The organism is Cyclobacteriaceae bacterium, from assembly GCA_030584025.1.
Lineage (GTDB): Bacteria > Bacteroidota > Bacteroidia > Cytophagales > Cyclobacteriaceae > UBA2336.
On record CP129487.1, the window covers coordinates 717,782 to 737,662 of the forward strand.

Below are 19,881 nucleotides of genomic sequence, written 5' to 3' on the forward strand. Positions count from 1 at the left end.
TTAGTGATTACTATATGGTGTTTTACTGATTCGTTTGGTCAGTACCAATACTATTTTAACATCGTTGGCCCCACCTCCATTTGTTCAGGGTCTACTTATAGTTATTCAACTTCGGGATACACAGGTCAGGGTACAGTATATTGGTCTGTTGTAGGAGGAACATTTGTTGGCCCTTCATATGGTCCATCGGTTACCGTAACTTGGAACACTGAGAATGGTTCCTTATCCGCTTCATCCTGGCATATGGACTGTAGCGGTGGCGGAGGATGTATTATTGAGCCTTGTGAAATCGAGCAATTTTCTTTCAACTGCTATGATTATTATTATAACTCGTATCCGTTTTACGTATACGGTATAGGTAATCCTTCCATATCCTATAGTGGATCCACAACAATTTGTCAAGGCTCTAGTCTTCAGTTGACAACCGCTGCAGGGTATCAATATCAGTGGAAAAAAGATGGAGTAAATATTACGGGTGCGACTCAAAATATTTACAGTGCAAACCAAACAGGAGCCTATTCTGTGATTGTTACTATCAATGGATGTACTCGTCCGTCTAATACAGTGAATGTTACGGTAAACCCTTTGCCAACTAGGCCAACCATTTCGGTTAGTGTTAACCCGTTAGCCCCAGGAGGATCAATTTTGACAGCCTCTAATGGCACAACGTATCAATGGTACAAAAACGGAAATTCGTTGGCTGGCAAGACGAATGAAACGCTTAGCGTTACATCAGCCGGTACTTATACTGTTACAAATACTGTAAACAACTGTACAAACACCTCACTTCCAGCAAGTATTACATCTGGAAATGACTACAATTTTCAAGCTACAACTAAGGTCAATATTCCTGGTGTAACCACAGAAAGCCAATTACTTGCTTTAAGTATTCCATCAGGTGATATTTCTCAAACAATAACCTATCTTGACGATCAGGGTAAGCAATTTCAGGAAGTTCATCGACAAGCTTCAGTAGGCGGTACGGATATCATCAAACCAAATGTTTATGATGATCTTTACCGGCCATCGAAGTCCTTCCTTCCCATGATAGCATCTCAAAGTAATGGAATGGCTTTGTCGAATGTTTTAAGCGGAAGTTCTGGAGAGGATAATTACATAGGCAGCCCTCATTACATTTTTTATAATTCCGGGTCCCAATACTATCCGAATGAACCACAACCGTTTGCAAAAACTGAATATGAATTAACTCCCTTAAAGAGACCTAAACGAGTAGGTTCAATCGGCACAAGCTGGCAGCCTGGAAATGCAGATACGGAGGTAATCTATACATCTAATGGCACTGACATACGACTTTGGACTATTAATGCGGCTGGACCACAATCGCTGACAACGTGGCCATCAAATACTTTAAATGTTACGCGTAGTATTTCAACTGTCAACACTTCACCACTTAAGCGAATAGAACAAGAGACTATCTCAAACCGGGAAGGCTTAAAATTGGTTGAACGAGTGAAGCATGACGGAACAAACTGGGCTGAAACGCATTATATTTATGATAGTAAAAATAACCTACGGTACATTCTTACACCCCAACTCATTGAACTGTTAAGAATCGCTGGAAATTTCGCAACAACACAGACGCAAATTGACGATTGGGCATACCAATTTATTTATGATTCTGATAATCGTCTAATTGAAGCAAAACCCCCTGGGGTTTCGTGGAAGTATTTGGTTTATGACCGAAGGGACAGGGTGATTCTCAGTCAAAATGGAAATGAGAGGGGTAGGAATGAGTGGAACTATACCAAGTACGATGATCTTAACCGACCTGTGGTTAGTGGTATCTACAAGCCAGGCGTTGCAATCACCCGGGCTGACATCCAAATCACAGTAAACTCACTTGGTTCTGGTTTAGGTTATCAGAACGCTGAGTCTGCCTTAAATCATTCAACAGTATTTCCAACTACCAACGTTGAAGAATTGATGTTGAGTTATTATGACAGCTATGATAATTGCCCACCTTGTGCAAACTCTCAGCTAGCGTTTAGTGCTCAAAGTTGGGTAAGTATTCCACTGGCTGGGATATTTGAAAAATTCAATCGTCTACTTGACTTACCAACGGCTGCTAGTATAAAGATATTAGATAGTGAACAGTGGTTACACTCGGTAACGTACTACAATAAGTACCACCAACCAATCCAGGTTGTTAACATAAATCACCGTGGTGATGTAGACCGTGAATCAATGCTATATGATTTTTCAGGAGATTTAATTGAAACAGTGTCTTCATTAGATGGCCAAACCATTAGACGGAGATTTGAGCATGACCCGTCAGGAAGACTAATTCAAGTTCGTCATCGTATCAATGATCAACCCGAGGTAATTCTGCTGAAAACGGAGTATAATGAATTAGATCAGGTGATCGCAAAATATTTACATAGTAAAGATAACGGTGTATCCTATCATCAAAAACTTGATTATAGGTATAGTATCAAAGGTTGGCTCACGCAGTTGAATTACCCGTTGTCTACCAGCGAACCGGTTGATTACTTCGGAATGCAATTTGCGTATGATAATGTATTACCAACTGGAAATAGTAACCGACTTGATGGAATGATCACTGGTGCTGTTTGGAAGAATAATCTCTCCGAACAGGAGCATGGGTATAATTTCAGCTACAATGATCTTGGGGCATTAACAACAGCAGAGTATAAGACCAAAGAATCCGCCTGGATCAACTCCGGCTTAATGACAGAGTCAAATTTAAACTACGACCTTAATGGAAACATCACATCCTTAAATCGATTTGGAAATAGTGGTGGAACAGCCCAACAAATAGATCAGCTAATATACAACTATGGAACCGGTGGCAATATGCTCTATAAAGTAACAGATAATGCCCCAGTTGCATTTAAGGACTTAGGATTTAAGGATGGGGCCAATCAAAACAATGATTTCTCATATGACGTTGATGGAAACCTAATTGGAGATGAGAATAAGCAAATAAGCATTGAATATAATGCAATCAATCAACCAGCCATTGTCACGTTAAGCGATGGGTCCGAAATTCGATACAAGTATGATGCTATTGGAACACGGCTATCGCAAGAAGTATACGATGCCGGTGAAAACCTGGTTAATAAAATTGATTATGTAGGAAACTACCTATATGTCAATGACGAGCTAGAAACAATCTTTCATGAGGAGGGCCGTATGGTTGCTCCCTCATTTACAAATCTGATATCCAATACAGCAACCCGGGAGGCAAATACGTTGGAAGGTTATGCAGCTAATTTAAGTGTATCGCTGACCAATACCCAGGCTAATGGTGAGACTCACGTTAGAGTGGTAAGCAATCAATCAAGCGGAAGACCAGGTGTGTGGCCTATCGGTGAAACCATTACAGTGAAGGCTAATGAGCGGTATGCTTTCAAAGTTCTCGGTTACAGGCATACCTCACATGCAGCTAACTTATACGTGTGGAGTAACACCGGAGATTTAATCTGGACAGGACCAGTACTGCCATTAGGTCAAGCGAATGAGACTTGGGTTACTGCTGAGTTCACCATTCCAAATGGAATCACCCAAATCAAAGTTGGTGTGCTCTGGAGTAGTCCGACAAATGGTGCAACGATGTATATCAATCGCGTTGCAGTCTACAAACTTGATTGGGAATATCAGTACTTCTTGAAAGATCATCTCGGTAGCTCAAGGGTAGTTCTTCAGACTGAACCTCACACTTATACTTATACGGCAACTATGGAAACTGCGAATTTCAACAAGGAAAGCGAGCAGTTTTTAAATCTTAACAGCAGTTATGAGATTGCATTTGGCGCAGCAAATGCCACTGCAGGTGGTCTCAATGCACTAAAGATGAATTCCACGTACCGCATTGGCCCCTCCAGAAGCTTCAAGGTTATGCCGGGTGATATTATAGATGCCAGTGTAATGGCTTATTATGTAAGTGGCACTTATACTAAATCGCCTGTAGCCGCCATGGCTTCGTACGTCATAAGTGCACTGTCAGGTGGTGCAAGTGGGGTGGTGGATGGGATTAATTATTCCTATACAAATTCTGGCACTGGCTCTCCTTTCCTGTTGAGTCCAGATCAAGGTAGTTCAAAGCCTTCTGCATTTTTGAACTATATTTTATTCGATCAAAATTTTGAACCAATATCAGCTGAAAGTGCTCCTCTTGGCAGTAATCCTAGTCAGCTGCACGCAGTCTTGCTGCCGTCAATTAACATTACAAGACCTGGATATCTGTTTATATACTTAAGCTATGATAACGACACAGGTCCTGAAGTTTGGTTTGATGAACTGAAAATTACTTATAAAGAAAGTCCTGTCATACAAATCAGCGATTACTATGCATTTGGGTTGACCTCTTTCCAATGGTTAAGGGAGGGTGAGAATGAGAATAAGTACCTCTTTCAAGGCAAAGAGCTTAATGATAGTACGGGAATGTATGATTTCCATGCTAGGCAGTATGATGCTTCGATCGGGAGATGGCTTGGAGTGGATCCTAAGTCACAATTTGCTTCACCGTATTTATTTGGGTTCAATAACCCATACATGACTGTCGATCCTGATGGAAAATTGGCTTGGTTTGTTCCAATTATAGTAGGAGCTGTAATTGGAGGAACAAGTCAGGGGATTATGGCTGCTAACAATGGCGGAACTTTTTTAGGCGGATTTTGGCGAGGCGCCCTTGTTGGTGCAGCAGCTGGCGCTGCAGGAATAGGAGCTACTGCTTGGGCAGCAGGAACTTCATTTACTGCTGTGGGTGCTGGAACCGCATCTGTAGGCTTTGGAGCATCTTTGGTTGGAGGAATAACTGGCGGTGCAGTAAGTGGTGGGTTAGGAGCTTTATTGAATGGCGGTGATGTTGGTACGGGAATTTGGCAAGGAGCACTTGGTGGAGGAATAGGTAGCATCGTAGGAATGAATGCTCCTGGTATTTTAACTGGTGCCATTACTGGTGGCGCAAGCGGTGGGTTGGCTGGTGGTTTGACTGCAGAATTAACTGGCGGTAGTTTTAAAGAAGGTTTTGTTAATGGTGCAATAGCAGGTGCAATAACTGGTGGAATTTACGGTGGTATTGCTGCTACTGAATCAAAGTATGAAAGGAATATTTTATTCGGGAATGTTACTAGAAATGGAAAGCAAAACTTTTTAAATGATTTAGCTAGTTCTTCTGATGCATACAATCAGGGTCTTAACAAGGTCATTTTGGCTAAAAGAGGAGATCTTGCGCCAGATGAAAATGGAGTTACCAGACCAATAATTAATGGAGTAGAGTCTGATCTTAATACTTATGTACTTGATGGCTGGGGGGCTGGCACAAAATCGAATGTATATATTAAAAGTAATTCTCTAAAAGGGATGGCTTCTACTTTTGGTCATGAAATGGTTCATGTGAGAGATTATTTTACTGGTTACGTCAAGATGCATTTTATCAATAAGTACATTGAATTACGTAGCATTCCATTAGCACATATAGCGACCAAAAACCATTTGGAATATAGAGCTTATCAGTCTAATATTCAATTCGGATATCGGGTTAGTCAATATCAAACTGAATTGAACAGATACTTAATGTATAAATAAGAGTTCTATGATAAGAATTTTGTTACTGCTTCTATTATTAAAGGTCATCGTTACTGACTCCTATGCCCAAAGGTGTTTTAAGGGAACTGCTAAAACAGGAGATGAATGCTATTTTATTTTAAACAACGACAGTACTTTTGAAATGACTGTTCTATCAAAGTTTCATAGTGAAATAAGTTCATTTAAAATTGAAGGAAGGTTTACTGAGACTAAATCGGGTTTAGTTTTAGATAATTATTTTAATTATAAGAATATGGAGATAAATAAAGTTGGACGATCGATAGAGATAACTCTCTTACATGAAAAAGTTCGGTTAAGGAGATTTAAATGTAAAAAATTGACTCACCTAGAATTAAAAAAGTAATGACTGGAATGAAAGTGATATAATATAAGATCTTAGTGCTGAATATAGAAAAATAGATGGCATATTATGAGGTTATTGATTAAAATCTTATTGTGTACTCAGCTAATCTATAGTCATGCCCAATCAATAGACAATATTCTTCATGGAAGACAATTAAAACAGAACAAAAGATTTAACATATCCTCTGATACACTTTTTAATATTGCAAGTCTTGATTCATTGCAAATGAAGGATGTTGGGAGAAATCAGATTAACGATACTTTTAAAATTTATGATTTTAGCTTGAAATGGTCTCTCGATAGCATTAATTCTAAGAGAATCAACCACGCCTTAAAGAACAAGTCGGAAATCTACTCCGATAGCGCATCAAAGCTAATGTTTAAGCTGAATGAATACTTGCCAATCAGAACAACAGTGTTTCACAATGACTTTGGTATACCTTATTCGAAAAATAACCCCCTTTTTGAGTCAAAAAATAATAGTGATATTATCCTTATTGAAAAAGTTCCAGATCATTTTAACTTTGTTGAGCCTGAGATGTCTCCAGTTTTGAATGGAAAAGCTCCTTTGTTAAGCGATTCATTAAATCTTATTGAGAGCTTTAGCTTACCAGATAGTTTACCTGAAATTGGACTCGAATCAGTTGAATCAGATATACAAAAATACTTAGATAGCGACCAACTCGAAAATTCACTTTTGCAAAGAACTGAGATAAGTGAGGTAAATGAGTTGATCGATGAGGCTGAGTTAGAAGCAGAGAAAGCAAAACGAATGTATGATCCTCAAGTAGCTAAAGAAGAGCTTGTAAATAAAGCCAAAGTACTTGCTACCAATCACTTTGCTGGTCATGAGGAGGAGCTCAAATCCGCAATGGATAAAGTTGCTAAGCTAAAGGCTAAACTGAAAGAGACTGATGAGGTTGTTACTTTACTCCGCAATAGGCAAACTGTTAAACAGAAAAGGCCACTAATTGAGCGATTTCGGCCTGGCATAACTGTTCAGTTAAGTAAGGCTAATGCAGTCAGGTTTGACTTTAATCCATATATAGCCTATCAGGTATTCTCACCAATATTTGTTGGATTAGGGTGGAATCAGCGAGCCGTATTTGACCATTCAAGCCGTGAATTGGTTAATTCTGAACGAGTATTTGGCCCAAGATTATTTTTTGATTATTCCCTAAAAATGGGTTTTGTTCCACATTTTGAAATTGAGTATTTGAACGCTCCTGTGAAAAGATTGCCAGATAATCTCCTTTCGGAGCGTCAATGGGTTTGGACTTCTATGGTGGGAATGAAGAAGGAGTATAGGATATCAAAATCCCTACAAGGGAATATTCAGGTTCTATATAACATATTTGATTTTAAGCATAAAAGCCCCTATGTGAACAAATTAAATGTAAGGATGGGAATTGACATTTCTATTCACCGAAAAAAAATACGATAGCAGCTATTGAATACTCAACTAGAGTTGGATAGTAATGGGTGTATTTTGGTGTCGATACTTTTCGTTGAGCAAGCTGGCATTTACAAAAGTAGTTTTCCCATTTTGTATCTGTCCATAATTTTCATGGATATGCCCGCACACTGATAGTTTTGGTTTTATCTCTTCAACTTTGGATAATAGTGCAGGACATCCACAATGTTGACCATTTACGTTGATATCCAGAATGCCATAAGGTGGCCCATGAGAAATCAGGATGTCTATGTCTGACGGAATTTTGTTAATATGCTTTTCAATATCCTCACCCGGATGGCGATTAAATGCCCAATTAAGAAAGTATGGGGTAATCGGAGTTCCGTATATCTTATGACCTTCAATAGTGATGCTAGATTCCTGTAGGTAAATGACATTCTCCGGGATCAATCCTTTAGCCGTTTCCAGGTCATGTTCAAATAGAAAGTCATGGTTTCCGGCAATGAAGATTTTGTATCTGAATTCCTGTTCGCTAAACCACATTAGAAAATCTTTTACCTGGGATTCCGTTCCCCCAGCGGAAACATCTCCTGCATGAATGATCATGTCACCAAAAGGCAATTGAACATCACGGTGTCGGCCATGGGTATCACTAATACAGACAATTTTCATGAATAATAATTTGGTTGGGTAGACTTGCAATCACCATTTTGCAAAATTATTTCCTGCCTCAGGAATCTTTTATGGTTCACTAAAAAGCCCCGATTTGTCAGTCTCGAAATCCATTCCAACAGACCAAAGCCATAAAAAAGGGGAGGCGAACCTCCCTTTCTTTTCATCTTCATCCCGAATTGTTGTCCCCCGACATTCGGGAAAGAATTAAAATAAAGTTAGTGATTTAAACTGACTTCGAAACCAAATTCTATAAATCAGTAATCCGTTATTGGAGCGCTAATCTGATCTGCCGTTGACCTAAACACATTAGCAAGTTTTCCTGAAGCTGGGTGTGCGGATCACTGATTCTGACGATTGGAGTGCTATTCAAAATTTCACTTGGTCCGATTTATATATTTAGTGATGAAATGATCTCTCATATGATTAATTGCTACTCCGGTTTGAGCGTCCCCGGTATTGGTCATAATTACAATACCAATATTTTCAGCGGGTATAAACTGAAATAAACACCAACTACGCCCTCCAATATTACCCCTATGTAAAATAACATCGGTATTATTCACTTGTTTACACCCCCAGCCCAAGGCATATTCTGGTAAGCCACAATGAACAAACCTGAACTTTTCTTTGGGCAGAAATTGACTATCACCGTTACCCCCTCTCATATTTAACTGAACATACTTAACAGCATCAATAAACGGCATAAAAACAAGCCCTCCAGCAGCCAATGGTTTTCTTACTCCTGCTTCATCATTTGCTTCCGGTGCTACCGGATAAACACGTTCATCATGAAGCCAGACGTTATTTATATCCAATTCATTGGGGAATTTAAAGTATGTAACGATTCCTTCTTCAGCCATGTAATTGTGAACAAGTGTTTCCCAAGTTAAACCAGTTACTTTCTCCATCATTAGTGCCGCAAGCAGGTACCCACCATTTGAGTAGTTATACGTTTTTACCAAGGGTACTTTTTTCTGATTTAATATCCATTTAGCCAGACGAATCCTGCTATGCATGGTGGTATCAGTCAGTAAAGTTATATCGGGCATTTTTTCTTTGTTCTGTCCCGTCAGCGGTGGAACCTCTGCACGATGCGACAACAGATTTAAAAAGGTAAGCTTATCAAAAGGTGGCTTTTTTATTTTAAGTTCAGGATATAAGGAGTAAAAATCAGTATCCCATTTAATGAGTCTTTCATCAACCAGTTTTGCCGCAATCAAGCCCGTTACCGATTTTGTACATGATCCTAACGCCATGATGTGATTAATAGAAAGTTGGTCGGGTGATCCATATTTCTTAACACCAGTACTACCAATCGATAATATGCTATCACTGGTAAACACTGCGTAGCTAAGACCCGGAATCTGGTTGGCTTTAATTATGCTGTCAGCATAACTTTGGTCCGAAAGTTCTTGCGCTTTTAAATAAGATGAGATGACTATCAGGACTATAGGTAAAATGAGAAAATTCTTCATATGTAATTTGCTTTGATGAAAGATAAACACGAATTAGTTAATCCCCTTATGGTCTCGGAGCTAGTGTTTTCGGTTTGAAAATAATGACAGTTATAATTCCCCATAAGGTAATTATGAACCCCATGAAATTCATCAGCCTTTCATCGGACATATCAGCAGTAAAGGCAATATCGACTGTTGCATGAAATACTGCACAAATCAAAATACTTCCCTTCGATGCATTAAACAACCAGGTTAAAAGAATACTACCCGTAAGCAGACTGAGTGTCCAGCCGAGGATGTCTGCAACCTCCATAGAAGTGTAACCCGCCCGATACAGGAAAAGGGGCCAGTGCCAAAGAGCCCAAAATAGACTAATAATTATAGCCGAGGTCAGCGCATTGAATTTGGTTTGAAAATACGGAAGAGCAAATCCCCGCCACCCGACTTCTTCCCCGAAACCAAAAAAAATGAGGTTGTAAAGGAAAATGGTGAAAAATCCGAATTCCGGAAACTCCTTATTAATAAGCATACCGGATAGCTCCATAGTCTGACCGCCAGAAAAGTAGCTTATTATACTGGCTACTAGAATCACTGTGAATGGACTAAACAGTGCAATGGCCAGATAGGAGAATGGCCGAGTTTGAACGCACTTTTTCCCCAGTTCAACGACACCTTCCCAGCCATGAAAGAAAAATGAAGTAATAAAAGCAGCAAGAAGAGGTCCCAATCCCCCAAGAGCATGGTGAAAGGGTAAAATGGGTAATTGTGATAATCCTAAATGATGACCATACAAAGGCAACCAAATAACCCAACTAATGATGTAAGCCAGGATAAAAAATATGACTACTTTCTTCATGTTAATTGATGCCTATTACTCCAACTGCCGAGTTACATATTATAATAGAGAGCCCCTTTAATCCAGTGGTTACTAATTTATTTCTAAATCATAACCTTTTTGTAAACCTCTATCTATATCCTTTGAGGGGATCTCCTTTATTCTATCGAAGTAGTACCAGAAAAATCCTTAAGGTAGGAAAACTTCGAATTTAAGCCAGATTTAAGGTTTTTGCATTTCAGTCGCGAATACTTAGGTCATGAGTCGCATTTAGTACGCATCAGTCGCATTAAGTCTGAGAAATGACAATTTAGCTGAAAATTTGAGGGTTTATGGGCGGAATTGCCTGAAAATGTAAAAAAGTGGGTGAAAGTGGTTGAAAGTGGTATAAAATTACTTATGTTTGTTATCAAGGAATAGACAACCACTACAGTCCATGACCTTTTTCACCAGTGAATATGAAAGTAAGCTCGATGCCAAAGGCAGATTGGTTCTGCCTGCGCGCGTAAAGGCTCAACTTCCCGAAGGGGACAGTGAGCTGGTATTGCGCAGGGGCTTTGAGCGCTGCCTCATACTCTACCCCATGGTGGAATTCAAGAAGGTGTTCTCCAAAATTTCCGGATTAAGCGAATTCAACGAGGAGTACCGTACACTTCAACGCAACTTTTTCAGTGGCACCGCCACGGTTGAGCTGGACAACAACGGTCGTTTTTTACTCCCGAAGAACATGCTCACCTATGCCCAACTCGAAAAGGATGTGATGCTGGTAGGCATGGGTAACAAAGTTGAGATCTGGAACCCTACGCTCTATGAGAAACACCTGATCGCAGACCCAAGTGAGTTGTCGAAACTGGCGCAAAAATACCTTGATGTGTAGTGAACATGGCATCGGACTATCACAAGCCGGTCATGCTCCACGAATGTATCGAAGCGCTGAATATTCATCCCGAAGGAACGTACGTAGATGCGACTTTCGGTGGTGGTGGACATAGCCTGGCTATGTTGGAACACATAAAAGGCGGTCGGTTGATCGCTTTCGATCAGGATGACGATGCCAGGCGCGAGGCAGAAAAAATCGCGCACCGTTCTTTCACATTCTGTCACGCCAATTTCAGGTACCTGAAAAAGTTCCTGAAGTTGAATGGAGTAACCAACGTGAATGGCATACTGGCCGATCTTGGAATTTCTTCACATCAGATTGATGAGCCGTCACGCGGATTCTCTACCCGGTATGAGGGACCACTGGATATGCGGATGGACAAAGAAAGTTCGGTGACGGCAGCAGGTGTTGTAAATGAGTATGATGAAGCCGCGCTGCATAAAATTCTGGGCATGTATGGCGAAATCAAAAATGCCCGTACGGTTGCCAAGGCCATTGTTCAGGAACGTATAGGAAAAAAGATTACGCGTACCGAAGATTTAAAGCAGTTGTTAAGTCGGTTTGCTCCGCGTGGAAAGGAAAATAAATACTTCGCCCAGGTGTTTCAGGCGTTGCGCATTGAAGTGAATAACGAGATGCAGGCGCTGGAAGATTTTTTGCACCAGGCGGGCGAAGTGATGGAGCCGGGTGGACGATTGGTAGTGATGTCGTACCACTCACTGGAAGACAGAATGGTAAAAAATTTTATAAACAAGGGTAAAGTGTACGGTGAAGTGGAGAAAGATTTTTACGGAAACGTACTGAAGCCCTTTGAAGCTGTAAATCGAAAGCCGATTGAAGCTTCAGCAGATGAAGTAAACGAAAACAAAAGAGCACGTAGTGCAAAGTTGAGAATAGCAACAAAATTATAAACCTTCCTCTCCTTTTAGGAGAAGGATTGGAGTGAGGTTATGGCTGATAATAAATTCAGAATCGAACCAAAAGTAAAAAGCTCTGCGAGTAATGGCAGTGGTGTGTTTTCCGGATTGGAGAAGAAGTTAAAACTGGAAAATTATTTTGAAGAGGGCTTTCCGGTTAAGCATTTGCCAAAAATGATTTTTGTGATGGTGTTGGGCTTGTTGTACATCAGCAACACACACTACGCAGAAAAGACCGTTAGAAAAATAAACGATGTGCAGGCTGAAGTGGAAGACCTGCGTGCCGACTACACCACCATGAAGGCTGATCTGATGTTTGCCAGCAAGCAATCGGAAGTGGCGCGTAAGGTGAGTCCGTATGGATTAAAGGAAACGCTTCGTCCGCCCTATAAAATTGTTGTGAAGAAAAGTGAATATTAAAAAATCCATATTACTGCGTGTTCGGGTAGCCTTCTTGTTTGTGCTGCTCTTTGCCATTGCTGTGGTAGTGAAAATCAACCACATTCAAATGGTGCAAGGCGAAAAGTGGGTAACAATGGGTGAACAGATTTCTTTTGACTATAAAAAAGTAAAAGCTACCCGTGGCAACATCTATTCGGATAACGGAAGCCTGCTGGCCACATCCCTGCCATTTTATAAAGTGGCCTTTGATGCCACATTACCGAATGAAAAAATATTTGATGCCGGTGTAGATTCACTGGCACGTAAGTTATCCGCCTTTTATAAAGACAAGCCTTATCTGGAATACAAGCGCATGTTGATTGATGCACGCAAAGCAGGCAAGCAATACATCATCATCAACCGCAAGCAAATTGGTTATCAGGATAAGAAGATGATGGCCGAATGGCCCATTTTTCGTGAATGGCGCTTGCGTGGCGGGGTGATCTTTGAAAAAGTGGATGTGCGCTATCGCCCGTTTGCCAACCTGAGCAGACGTACCATCGGCTTTGTAAATGAAAATGAAAAGGGGGCCGGACTGGAATACAGCTTCAATGATCAGTTAAGCGGTCAGGATGGATATGCCTACTACCAGAAAATTGCCGGTGGTGTATGGAAGCCGGTGTTTGATCGTGAAAATATTAAGGCTACTAATGGTTTGGATTTACAAACCACTATTGATATTAACCTTCAGGATGTAGCTGAGACTGCCTTGCACAAAGCGATGCGCCAGCACAATGCCGATGACGGTCTGGTAGTGGTGATGGAGGTGAAGACCGGTGCAGTGAAGGCCATTGCGAACCTGAGCAGCGATGGCAACGGAAACTTTTACGAGAAATTCAATTTTGCGGCCGGTGGTTTGTTTGAACCCGGATCCACATTTAAGCTGATCACCATGATGGCCTTGCTGGAAGACAGCAACATCGAGCTAACCGACAGCATTGATACCGGAAATGGAGAGCACATGTTCTATAAGAACAGGGTGCGCGATCATGAAGAAGGTGGATTGGGCAAGATCACCATTCGGGAAGCATTTGAACATTCTTCTAACGTGGCTATGGCCAAGCTGGCCGATAAAAATTTTGGCACACGTCCGCAAAAGTTCATGGATCATGTGGAGCGTTTAAAACTTCATCAGCCGCTAGGTATTCAAATCTCTGGTGAACCGCAACCGAAATTCAAGTGGCCAGGTCAGAAGGGTTGGAGCGGCATCAGCTTGCCGTGGATGGCGTATGGTTATGGCATTGAAATTACTCCGCTGCACACCTTAACCATGTACAATGCAGTGGCCAACAACGGCAAAATGATCAAGCCGGTATTTGTTGAGTCGGTGAAACGTGCAGATAGTGAAAAGGAGAATTTCTCAACCGATGTGATTGTAAATAAAATCTGCTCCGGAAAGACATTGAATAAATTGAAGATGATGCTGGAAGGTGTTGTGGAAAACGGAACAGCAAAAGGCATCCGTGGAACACATTATCGCATCGCGGGTAAAACCGGAACTGCGCAGATACTTGAGAATGGTCGGTACACGAAAAAATACATTACCTCATTCGTAGGCTACTTCCCGGCACATGAGCCAAAATATTCGGCTATTGTACTGATTAAAAATCCACGCGGCTGGCACCAGTATGGCAGTAATGTGGCCGCACCGGTGTTCAAGGAAATTGCCGACAACATTTATTCGCGCGACATCAACCTGCACCTGGCGATGGAGAAGAAATATGTTGAGCCTGGAATCTTCCCGGTAATACGCGCGGGTAACCAGGAAGAGTTAACGATGCTGTGCAACGAGTTGGGTATCTCGAATCATTCTTCCTCGGAAGAAGATTGGGTGCGAACCTCAATCAAAGGCAATTCCATCAACTGGCGTAAGAATACGATTGGTCAGGGCATTGTGCCCGATGTGCAGGGTATGACATTCCGCGATGCACTCTATTTATTGGAGCAATCCGGGTTGACCGTGATATACGAAGGAAAGGGAAGGGTAGTAAGCCAATCGCTTACTGCAGGAAGAAAAGTTTTAAAAGGAGATCGCATTTATATACAACTGGGTTAATGGCTGAGTTGAAAGACATATTATACAGAGTTTCCCTAACCTCAACCTATGGCAACATGGATGTTGAGGTGAAAGGCGTGTGCTTTGATTCGCGCAACGTACAACCGGGATTTCTGTTTGTGGCCGTGAAGGGTACTCAGTCGGATGGGCACGAGTTTATTTCAAAGGCGGTGGATTTGGGGGCAAGCGCAATTGTTTGTGAAAAATTACCTGACACCATATATGAAAAAGCAACCTACGTCACAGTTAAAAATAGCGCGCAATCGCTGGGAATTATTGCTGCTAACTTTTTTGGCAACCCGTCACAAAAACTAAAGTTGGTCGGTGTAACCGGTACAAATGGTAAAACTACAGTAGCCACATTGCTCTATAAGTTGTTTGGCACGTTGGGGCATCGCTGCGGACTTATTTCTACTGTTGAGTATCGGATTATTGATCAGGTGCTGCCATCAACACACACCACACCTGATCCGGTTCAACTTAACAAGTTGTTGAAGGATATGGTTGATGCAGGATGCAACTATGCCTTTATGGAGGTAAGTTCCCATGCCATCGATCAGGATCGGATTGCAGGGCTTCAGTTTGCCGGAGCAATTTTTACCAACATCACGCACGATCACCTTGACTATCACAAGACCTTTGAAAATTACATCAAGGCCAAGAAGAAATTTTTTGATGGCTTAAACAGCGATGCATTTGCTCTGGTGAATGCAGATGATAAACGAGGCATGGTGATGCTGCAAAACACAAAAGGCACGAAGTACACCTTCGGTTTGCGTAAGCTCACCGATTTCAAAGGCAAGATGCTCTCCAACACCATTGAAGGATTGGAGATGGAGGTGATGCAAAAACCGGTTTGGTTTAAACTGATCGGTGATTTCAATGCATACAATATTCTTGCGGTATATGGCACAGCTATGTTGTTGGATCAGGATTCTGATCGCACATTAACAGTTCTTTCTTCCATGCAGGGAGCGGTTGGTCGGTTTGAACTCATTGGTCGTGGGTCGAAGATCACAGCCATCGTGGATTATGCGCATACACCGGATGCCTTGAAAAATGTATTGGAAACGATTAAGCAGTTCCGCAGTGGAAATGAACAGGTGATTACGGTGGTTGGCTGTGGAGGTAATCGCGATAAAACCAAACGGCCATTGATGGCCAGCATTGCAGTTCGCTTTAGCGATAAAGTGGTGTTGACATCAGACAATCCGCGCGATGAAGATCCGATGGAAATCATCCGCGAGATGCAGTCTGGCATTGGTCCGAGTGATGCCAGAAAAACGTTGGTAATTCCTGATCGGGAGGAAGCAATTAAAACGGCCTGCATGATGGCCAACCCAAAAGATATTGTATTGGTGGCTGGCAAAGGCCATGAAACATACCAGGAAATTAAAGGGGTGAAACATCCTTTTGATGACCGCGAAGTAGTAGAACGAATGTTAAAACTTGTTGCGAATTAACGATGCTGTATTACTTGTTTGATTATCTGGACAAGCAATTCGACCTGATGGGAGCAGGAGTGTTCAAGTACATCTCTTTCCGTGCAGGTATGGCGGCATTTTTCTCGTTGCTCATTACCATTACGTTCGGAAAGACCTTAATCAACTTTTTGCGGAGAAAGCAAGTGGGTGAAGATATCCGTGATTTGGGTCTTGAAGGTCAGCTTCAAAAGAAAGGTACACCTACTATGGGCGGGCTGATCATTATCGCGGCTATTTTAATTCCAACACTGTTGTTCGCCAGGTTGGATAATATTTATGTGATTCTATTGATCGTGGCAACCGTGTGGTTGGGTGTGATCGGATTTTTGGATGATTACATAAAGGTATTCAAGAAGGATAAAGAAGGATTAGCAGGTCGGTTTAAAATTGTAGGTCAGGTTGGGCTCGGTTTGATCGTTGGCCTCACGCTTTATTTTCATGATGAAGTGGTAGTACGCGAAGTACAACCCGATTCCTTGGCAAGCATCAGTGCACTCACATTCACCCAGGAAGAAGAACAGGAGCCAGAAACATTGTTGAAATATAAAGATGTGAAGTCGACCAGGACGACTATCCCATTCTTTAAAAACAACGAGCTGGATTACAAAAATCTCCTTCCTTTCCTGCCAGCAGATTTTACCTGGATTACATACGTACTCGTAGTGATTGTAGTAGTAACTGCAGTTTCTAATGGTGCGAATATTACTGACGGTATTGATGGACTTGCTGCTGGAACATCCGGAATCATTGCGCTCACGCTGGCCATCTTTGCGTACCTCTCCGGTCGTGTCGACTTTTCCAGTTACCTCAACATCATGTACATACCCAACCTGAGCGAGTTGGTAATTTTCACCACCGCATTGGTAGGTGCATGTCTTGGATTTTTGTGGTACAACGCATATCCCGCGCAAGTGTTTATGGGCGATACGGGTAGTTTAACCATTGGCGGAATCATTGCTGTATTGGCATTGGCTGTGCGCAAGGAATTATTGATACCGGTAATCTGCGGCATATTCCTCATTGAGAACCTTTCTGTGATTCTTCAGGTGTCGTATTTCAAATACACCAAGAAGAAATATGGTGAAGGCAGAAGGATATTCCTGATGTCCCCGCTGCACCATCATTATCAAAAAAAGAATTTACATGAAGCCAAAATCGTAACCCGGTTTTGGATTGTGGGGATACTGTTGGCAATTCTCAGTCTGGCAACCTTGAAACTACGATGAGCAAACGCATAGTCATATTGGGTGCAGGTGAAAGCGGAACAGGCGCAGCCTTACTTGCAAAAGCTAAGGGATACGAGGTTTTTGTATCGGATAAGGGTACTATGAAGGATAAGTATCGCGATGAACTTGTCCGGAATAAAATAGCATTTGAAGAAGGCGGACATACTGAGGAGAAAGTTTTGAACGCGTCTCTGGTGATCAAGAGCCCGGGCATTCCGGATAAGGCAGAGATCATCTTAAAGCTGAAAGCAAAAGGCATTGAAGTAATTGATGAGATTGAATTTGCCTTCCGATTTATTCAGGGTAAGGTGATTGCCATTACCGGAACAAATGGAAAAACTACTACTACGCTGTTAACCTATCATTTATTAAAGAGTGCAGGATTCAGTGTGGCCCTGGCCGGCAACGTAGGTGAAAGTCTGGCTGGTAAAATCGCCCACGGTAATCACGACTGGTATGTGCTGGAGATTTCCAGCTTCCAGTTAGACGGAACAAAAACATTCAAGCCTGCCATTGGTGTGCTGCTTAACATCACACCCGATCACCTTGATCGGTATGAGTATAAAATGGAAAACTATGTGGCCTCCAAGTTCAAACTTATTCAAAACATGGATGCTGCTGATCACTTCATTTACTGTGCCGATGATGAACGCATTGATGCTGAAATAAGCAAACAAAAACCAACCCCACATTTGGTAAACATCAGTCTGAAATCAGACACAGCGGTGAAGTTCGATGGTAAGCACATGTGTTTTTCATTTGATGAGGCTTTTGAGATTGCGCAATCAGAAACTACGTTGAAAGGCCCGCACAATCTGATCAACACGATGGCGGCTGTTTCCGCAGCCTACCTGGCTGGTGCAAAGGTGAAGGCGATTCGCGAAGGACTGAAAACCTTTAAGAATGCTCCGCATCGGTTGGAATACATTGCCACCATCAACGGAGTTGACTTCATCAATGATTCAAAAGCCACCAATGTTGATTCGGTAGTATATGCACTCGGTAGTTATGATCAGCCGTTGATCTGGATTGCGGGTGGTATTGATAAAGGTAATGACTACAACCTGGTTAAAGATCAGGTGAGCAAAAAGGTGAAAGCCTTGATTTGCCTGGGTATGGAGAATGATAAGCTGAAGAATTTTTTCGGTGGAATCGTGAAACGTATTCAGGAAACCCAACAGGTTTCAGAACTGGTTCGATTGGCACTTAGCGAAGCGCAACCCGGTGATGTAGTGTTGCTTTCGCCTGCCTGCGCAAGTTTTGATCTGTTTAAGAATTACGAAGACAGGGGTGATCAGTTTCGTAAGGCGGTTTTGGATTTAAAGAAGGAAGTAGAAAATCAATTGGCATGAACAAAGTAAAAACATGGGTAGATGAAAATCTGCAGGGCGATCGGGTGATTTGGGCCGTAGTGTTCATTTTATCCATGATCAGCATATTGGTTGTGTATTCATCTATTGGAACACTGGCGTTTAAGCGTGCGGTAAGTCCTGAAAAATATTTGTTCACGCATACCTTACATGTCATCATCGGTTTAGCGGCCATGTGGTTTGCACATCGTGTGGATTACCGATACTATTCTAAACTTTCACGCATTGCTTTATGGATCAGTATTCCGTTGTTGATTTACACATTTAAGAACGGTACAGAAATCAATGAAGCTTCACGCTGGATTCAAGTTCCGTTCTTCGGCTCATTTCAGCCTTCCGACTTTGCCAGCCTGGCACTTATTGTAAACCTGGCTAGCATGTTGAGCAAGCGTCAACAAAATATTGACGACATCAAGGAGTCATTGATTCCTATTCTATTCTGGTGCGGCATTATCTGTGGGTTGATCGCTTTAACTAACATGTCGACTGCAGTATTGTTGTTGCTCACCTGTATGCTCATCATGTTTATTGGTCGTGTTCCTTCAAAATATCTGGCCATGCTCATGTTTGTAGGTATTCTCTTTGGAGCGTTGGCGTTCAAGTTTGGTGTTCGTGGCGGTACAGTAATGAACCGCGTGAATGATTTTGTGGGATACGTGCAAGGAGAAAAGGAACTACCCTTCCAGGCGAAGCATGCGCACATCGCCATCGCAACAGGAGGAATTGCCGGAAAGGGTCCGGGCAACAGTGATCAACGGAACATCTTGCCTCACCCGTATTCCGATTTCGTGTATGCCATTGTGATTGAAGAGTACGGCATGCTGGGCGGCATTGTGGTGTTGATGCTTTACCTCGTATTACTGCATCGTGGAATGAAAGCGGCATATAACAGTGAGCGAGCCTTTGCGGGTTTGTTATCTGCCGGATTAAGTTTTGATATCGTCTGTCAGGCTATGATCAACATGGGTGTTGTGGTGGGGTTAGGTCCAATTACCGGTCAGCCGTTACCACTCATCAGTATGGGTGGAACGTCCATGGTATTTACCGGTCTTTCACTGGGGATTATACTCAGCGTAAGCCGTGGCGAACGTGATGAAACATGGTCGCAGAAAACAATGCGGACAGAAGATAGTAAGAACATAGAGGCTAAAGCAGCATAGGGGGAATTTAGGATTTAGTATTTAGGATTTAG

At 42.0% G+C, this 19,881-nt stretch carries 13 protein-coding genes; 10 read left to right on the forward strand and 3 right to left on the reverse strand.

What is annotated here, in order from left to right:
* Positions 1-243 precede the first annotated feature (243 nt).
* Entirely contained in the window at positions 244-5,571 is a 5,328-nt protein-coding gene (locus QY309_03470; GenBank protein ID WKZ60538.1) for a DUF6443 domain-containing protein, read from the forward strand.
* 430 nt (positions 5,572-6,001) lie between these two features.
* Entirely contained in the window at positions 6,002-7,378 is a 1,377-nt protein-coding gene (locus QY309_03475) for a hypothetical protein (protein ID WKZ60539.1), read from the forward strand.
* A gap of 18 nt (positions 7,379-7,396) precedes the next feature.
* Here the strand turns inward: QY309_03475 and QY309_03480 are convergent, their stop codons facing one another.
* From QY309_03480 to QY309_03490, 3 genes are all read right to left on the reverse strand, one after another.
* Positions 7,397-8,020 carry a metallophosphatase domain-containing protein gene (locus tag QY309_03480; protein ID WKZ60540.1) on the reverse strand — a complete coding sequence of 208 codons (624 nt, stop codon included), beginning with the start codon at positions 8,018-8,020 and terminating at the stop codon, positions 7,397-7,399.
* A 377-nt stretch (positions 8,021-8,397) separates the two neighbouring features.
* On the reverse strand, positions 8,398-9,498 hold the full coding sequence (locus tag QY309_03485) for a serine hydrolase (GenBank protein ID WKZ60541.1): 1,101 nt from the start codon (positions 9,496-9,498) through the stop codon (positions 8,398-8,400).
* Positions 9,499-9,544: 46 nt separating this feature from the next.
* Positions 9,545-10,336, reverse strand: a complete 792-nt coding sequence (locus QY309_03490; protein WKZ60542.1) for a type II CAAX endopeptidase family protein — start codon at positions 10,334-10,336, stop codon at positions 9,545-9,547.
* Positions 10,337-10,751: 415 nt separating this feature from the next.
* Here QY309_03490 and mraZ point away from each other — a divergent pair, with 415 nt between their 5' ends.
* The 8 genes from mraZ to QY309_03530 are packed head-to-tail and all read left to right on the forward strand — an operon-like array spanning position 10,752 to position 19,849.
* Positions 10,752-11,192 carry a division/cell wall cluster transcriptional repressor MraZ gene (mraZ, locus tag QY309_03495; protein WKZ60543.1) on the forward strand — a complete coding sequence of 147 codons (441 nt, stop codon included), beginning with the start codon at positions 10,752-10,754 and terminating at the stop codon, positions 11,190-11,192.
* Between the two features lie 5 nt (positions 11,193-11,197).
* Positions 11,198-12,106, forward strand: a complete 909-nt coding sequence (rsmH, locus tag QY309_03500) for a 16S rRNA (cytosine(1402)-N(4))-methyltransferase RsmH (protein ID WKZ60544.1) — start codon at positions 11,198-11,200, stop codon at positions 12,104-12,106.
* 39 nt (positions 12,107-12,145) lie between these two features.
* Entirely contained in the window at positions 12,146-12,532 is a 387-nt protein-coding gene (locus QY309_03505) for an FtsL-like putative cell division protein (protein ID WKZ60545.1), read from the forward strand.
* Complete coding sequence (locus QY309_03510) at positions 12,522-14,609, forward strand: penicillin-binding protein (protein WKZ60546.1); 2,088 nt, start codon at positions 12,522-12,524, stop codon at positions 14,607-14,609. Before QY309_03505 ends, QY309_03510 begins: the two co-directional genes overlap by 11 nt.
* Entirely contained in the window at positions 14,609-16,072 is a 1,464-nt protein-coding gene (locus QY309_03515; protein WKZ60547.1) for a UDP-N-acetylmuramoyl-L-alanyl-D-glutamate--2,6-diaminopimelate ligase, read from the forward strand. The genes QY309_03510 and QY309_03515 overlap by 1 nt, the downstream gene beginning before the upstream one ends.
* Before the next feature lie 2 nt (positions 16,073-16,074).
* Positions 16,075-17,319 (forward strand): phospho-N-acetylmuramoyl-pentapeptide-transferase, encoded by a 1,245-nt coding sequence (gene mraY / locus QY309_03520; protein ID WKZ60548.1) that lies wholly within the window; start codon positions 16,075-16,077, stop codon positions 17,317-17,319.
* The gene (gene murD, locus QY309_03525; GenBank protein WKZ60549.1) at positions 17,316-18,671 is read left to right on the forward strand and encodes a UDP-N-acetylmuramoyl-L-alanine--D-glutamate ligase; all 1,356 of its coding nucleotides are present in this window, start codon (positions 17,316-17,318) and stop codon (positions 18,669-18,671) included. The genes mraY and murD overlap by 4 nt, the downstream gene beginning before the upstream one ends.
* Positions 18,668-19,849, forward strand: a complete 1,182-nt coding sequence (locus QY309_03530) for an FtsW/RodA/SpoVE family cell cycle protein (protein ID WKZ60550.1) — start codon at positions 18,668-18,670, stop codon at positions 19,847-19,849. Before murD ends, QY309_03530 begins: the two co-directional genes overlap by 4 nt.
* Positions 19,850-19,881: the final 32 nt, after the last annotated feature.

Bases quoted from the DNA above. Each gene is read 5' to 3' on its own strand.
- QY309_03475 (WKZ60539.1), top strand. From the start codon at position 6,002: ATGAGGTTATTGATTAAAATCTTATTGTGTACTCAGCTAATCTATAGT.
- rsmH (WKZ60544.1), top strand. From the start codon at position 11,198: ATGGCATCGGACTATCACAAGCCGGTCATGCTCCACGAATGTATCGAA.
- QY309_03530 (WKZ60550.1), top strand. From the start codon at position 18,668: ATGAACAAAGTAAAAACATGGGTAGATGAAAATCTGCAGGGCGATCGG.
- QY309_03480 (WKZ60540.1), bottom strand. From the start codon at position 8,020: ATGAAAATTGTCTGTATTAGTGATACCCATGGCCGACACCGTGATGTT.
- mraZ (WKZ60543.1), top strand. From the start codon at position 10,752: ATGACCTTTTTCACCAGTGAATATGAAAGTAAGCTCGATGCCAAAGGC.
- QY309_03505 (WKZ60545.1), top strand. From the start codon at position 12,146: ATGGCTGATAATAAATTCAGAATCGAACCAAAAGTAAAAAGCTCTGCG.
- mraY (WKZ60548.1), top strand. From the start codon at position 16,075: ATGCTGTATTACTTGTTTGATTATCTGGACAAGCAATTCGACCTGATG.
- QY309_03485 (WKZ60541.1), bottom strand. From the start codon at position 9,498: ATGAAGAATTTTCTCATTTTACCTATAGTCCTGATAGTCATCTCATCT.
- QY309_03470 (WKZ60538.1), top strand. From the start codon at position 244: ATGGACTGTAGCGGTGGCGGAGGATGTATTATTGAGCCTTGTGAAATC.
- murD (WKZ60549.1), top strand. From the start codon at position 17,316: ATGAGCAAACGCATAGTCATATTGGGTGCAGGTGAAAGCGGAACAGGC.
- QY309_03490 (WKZ60542.1), bottom strand. From the start codon at position 10,336: ATGAAGAAAGTAGTCATATTTTTTATCCTGGCTTACATCATTAGTTGG.
- QY309_03515 (WKZ60547.1), top strand. From the start codon at position 14,609: ATGGCTGAGTTGAAAGACATATTATACAGAGTTTCCCTAACCTCAACC.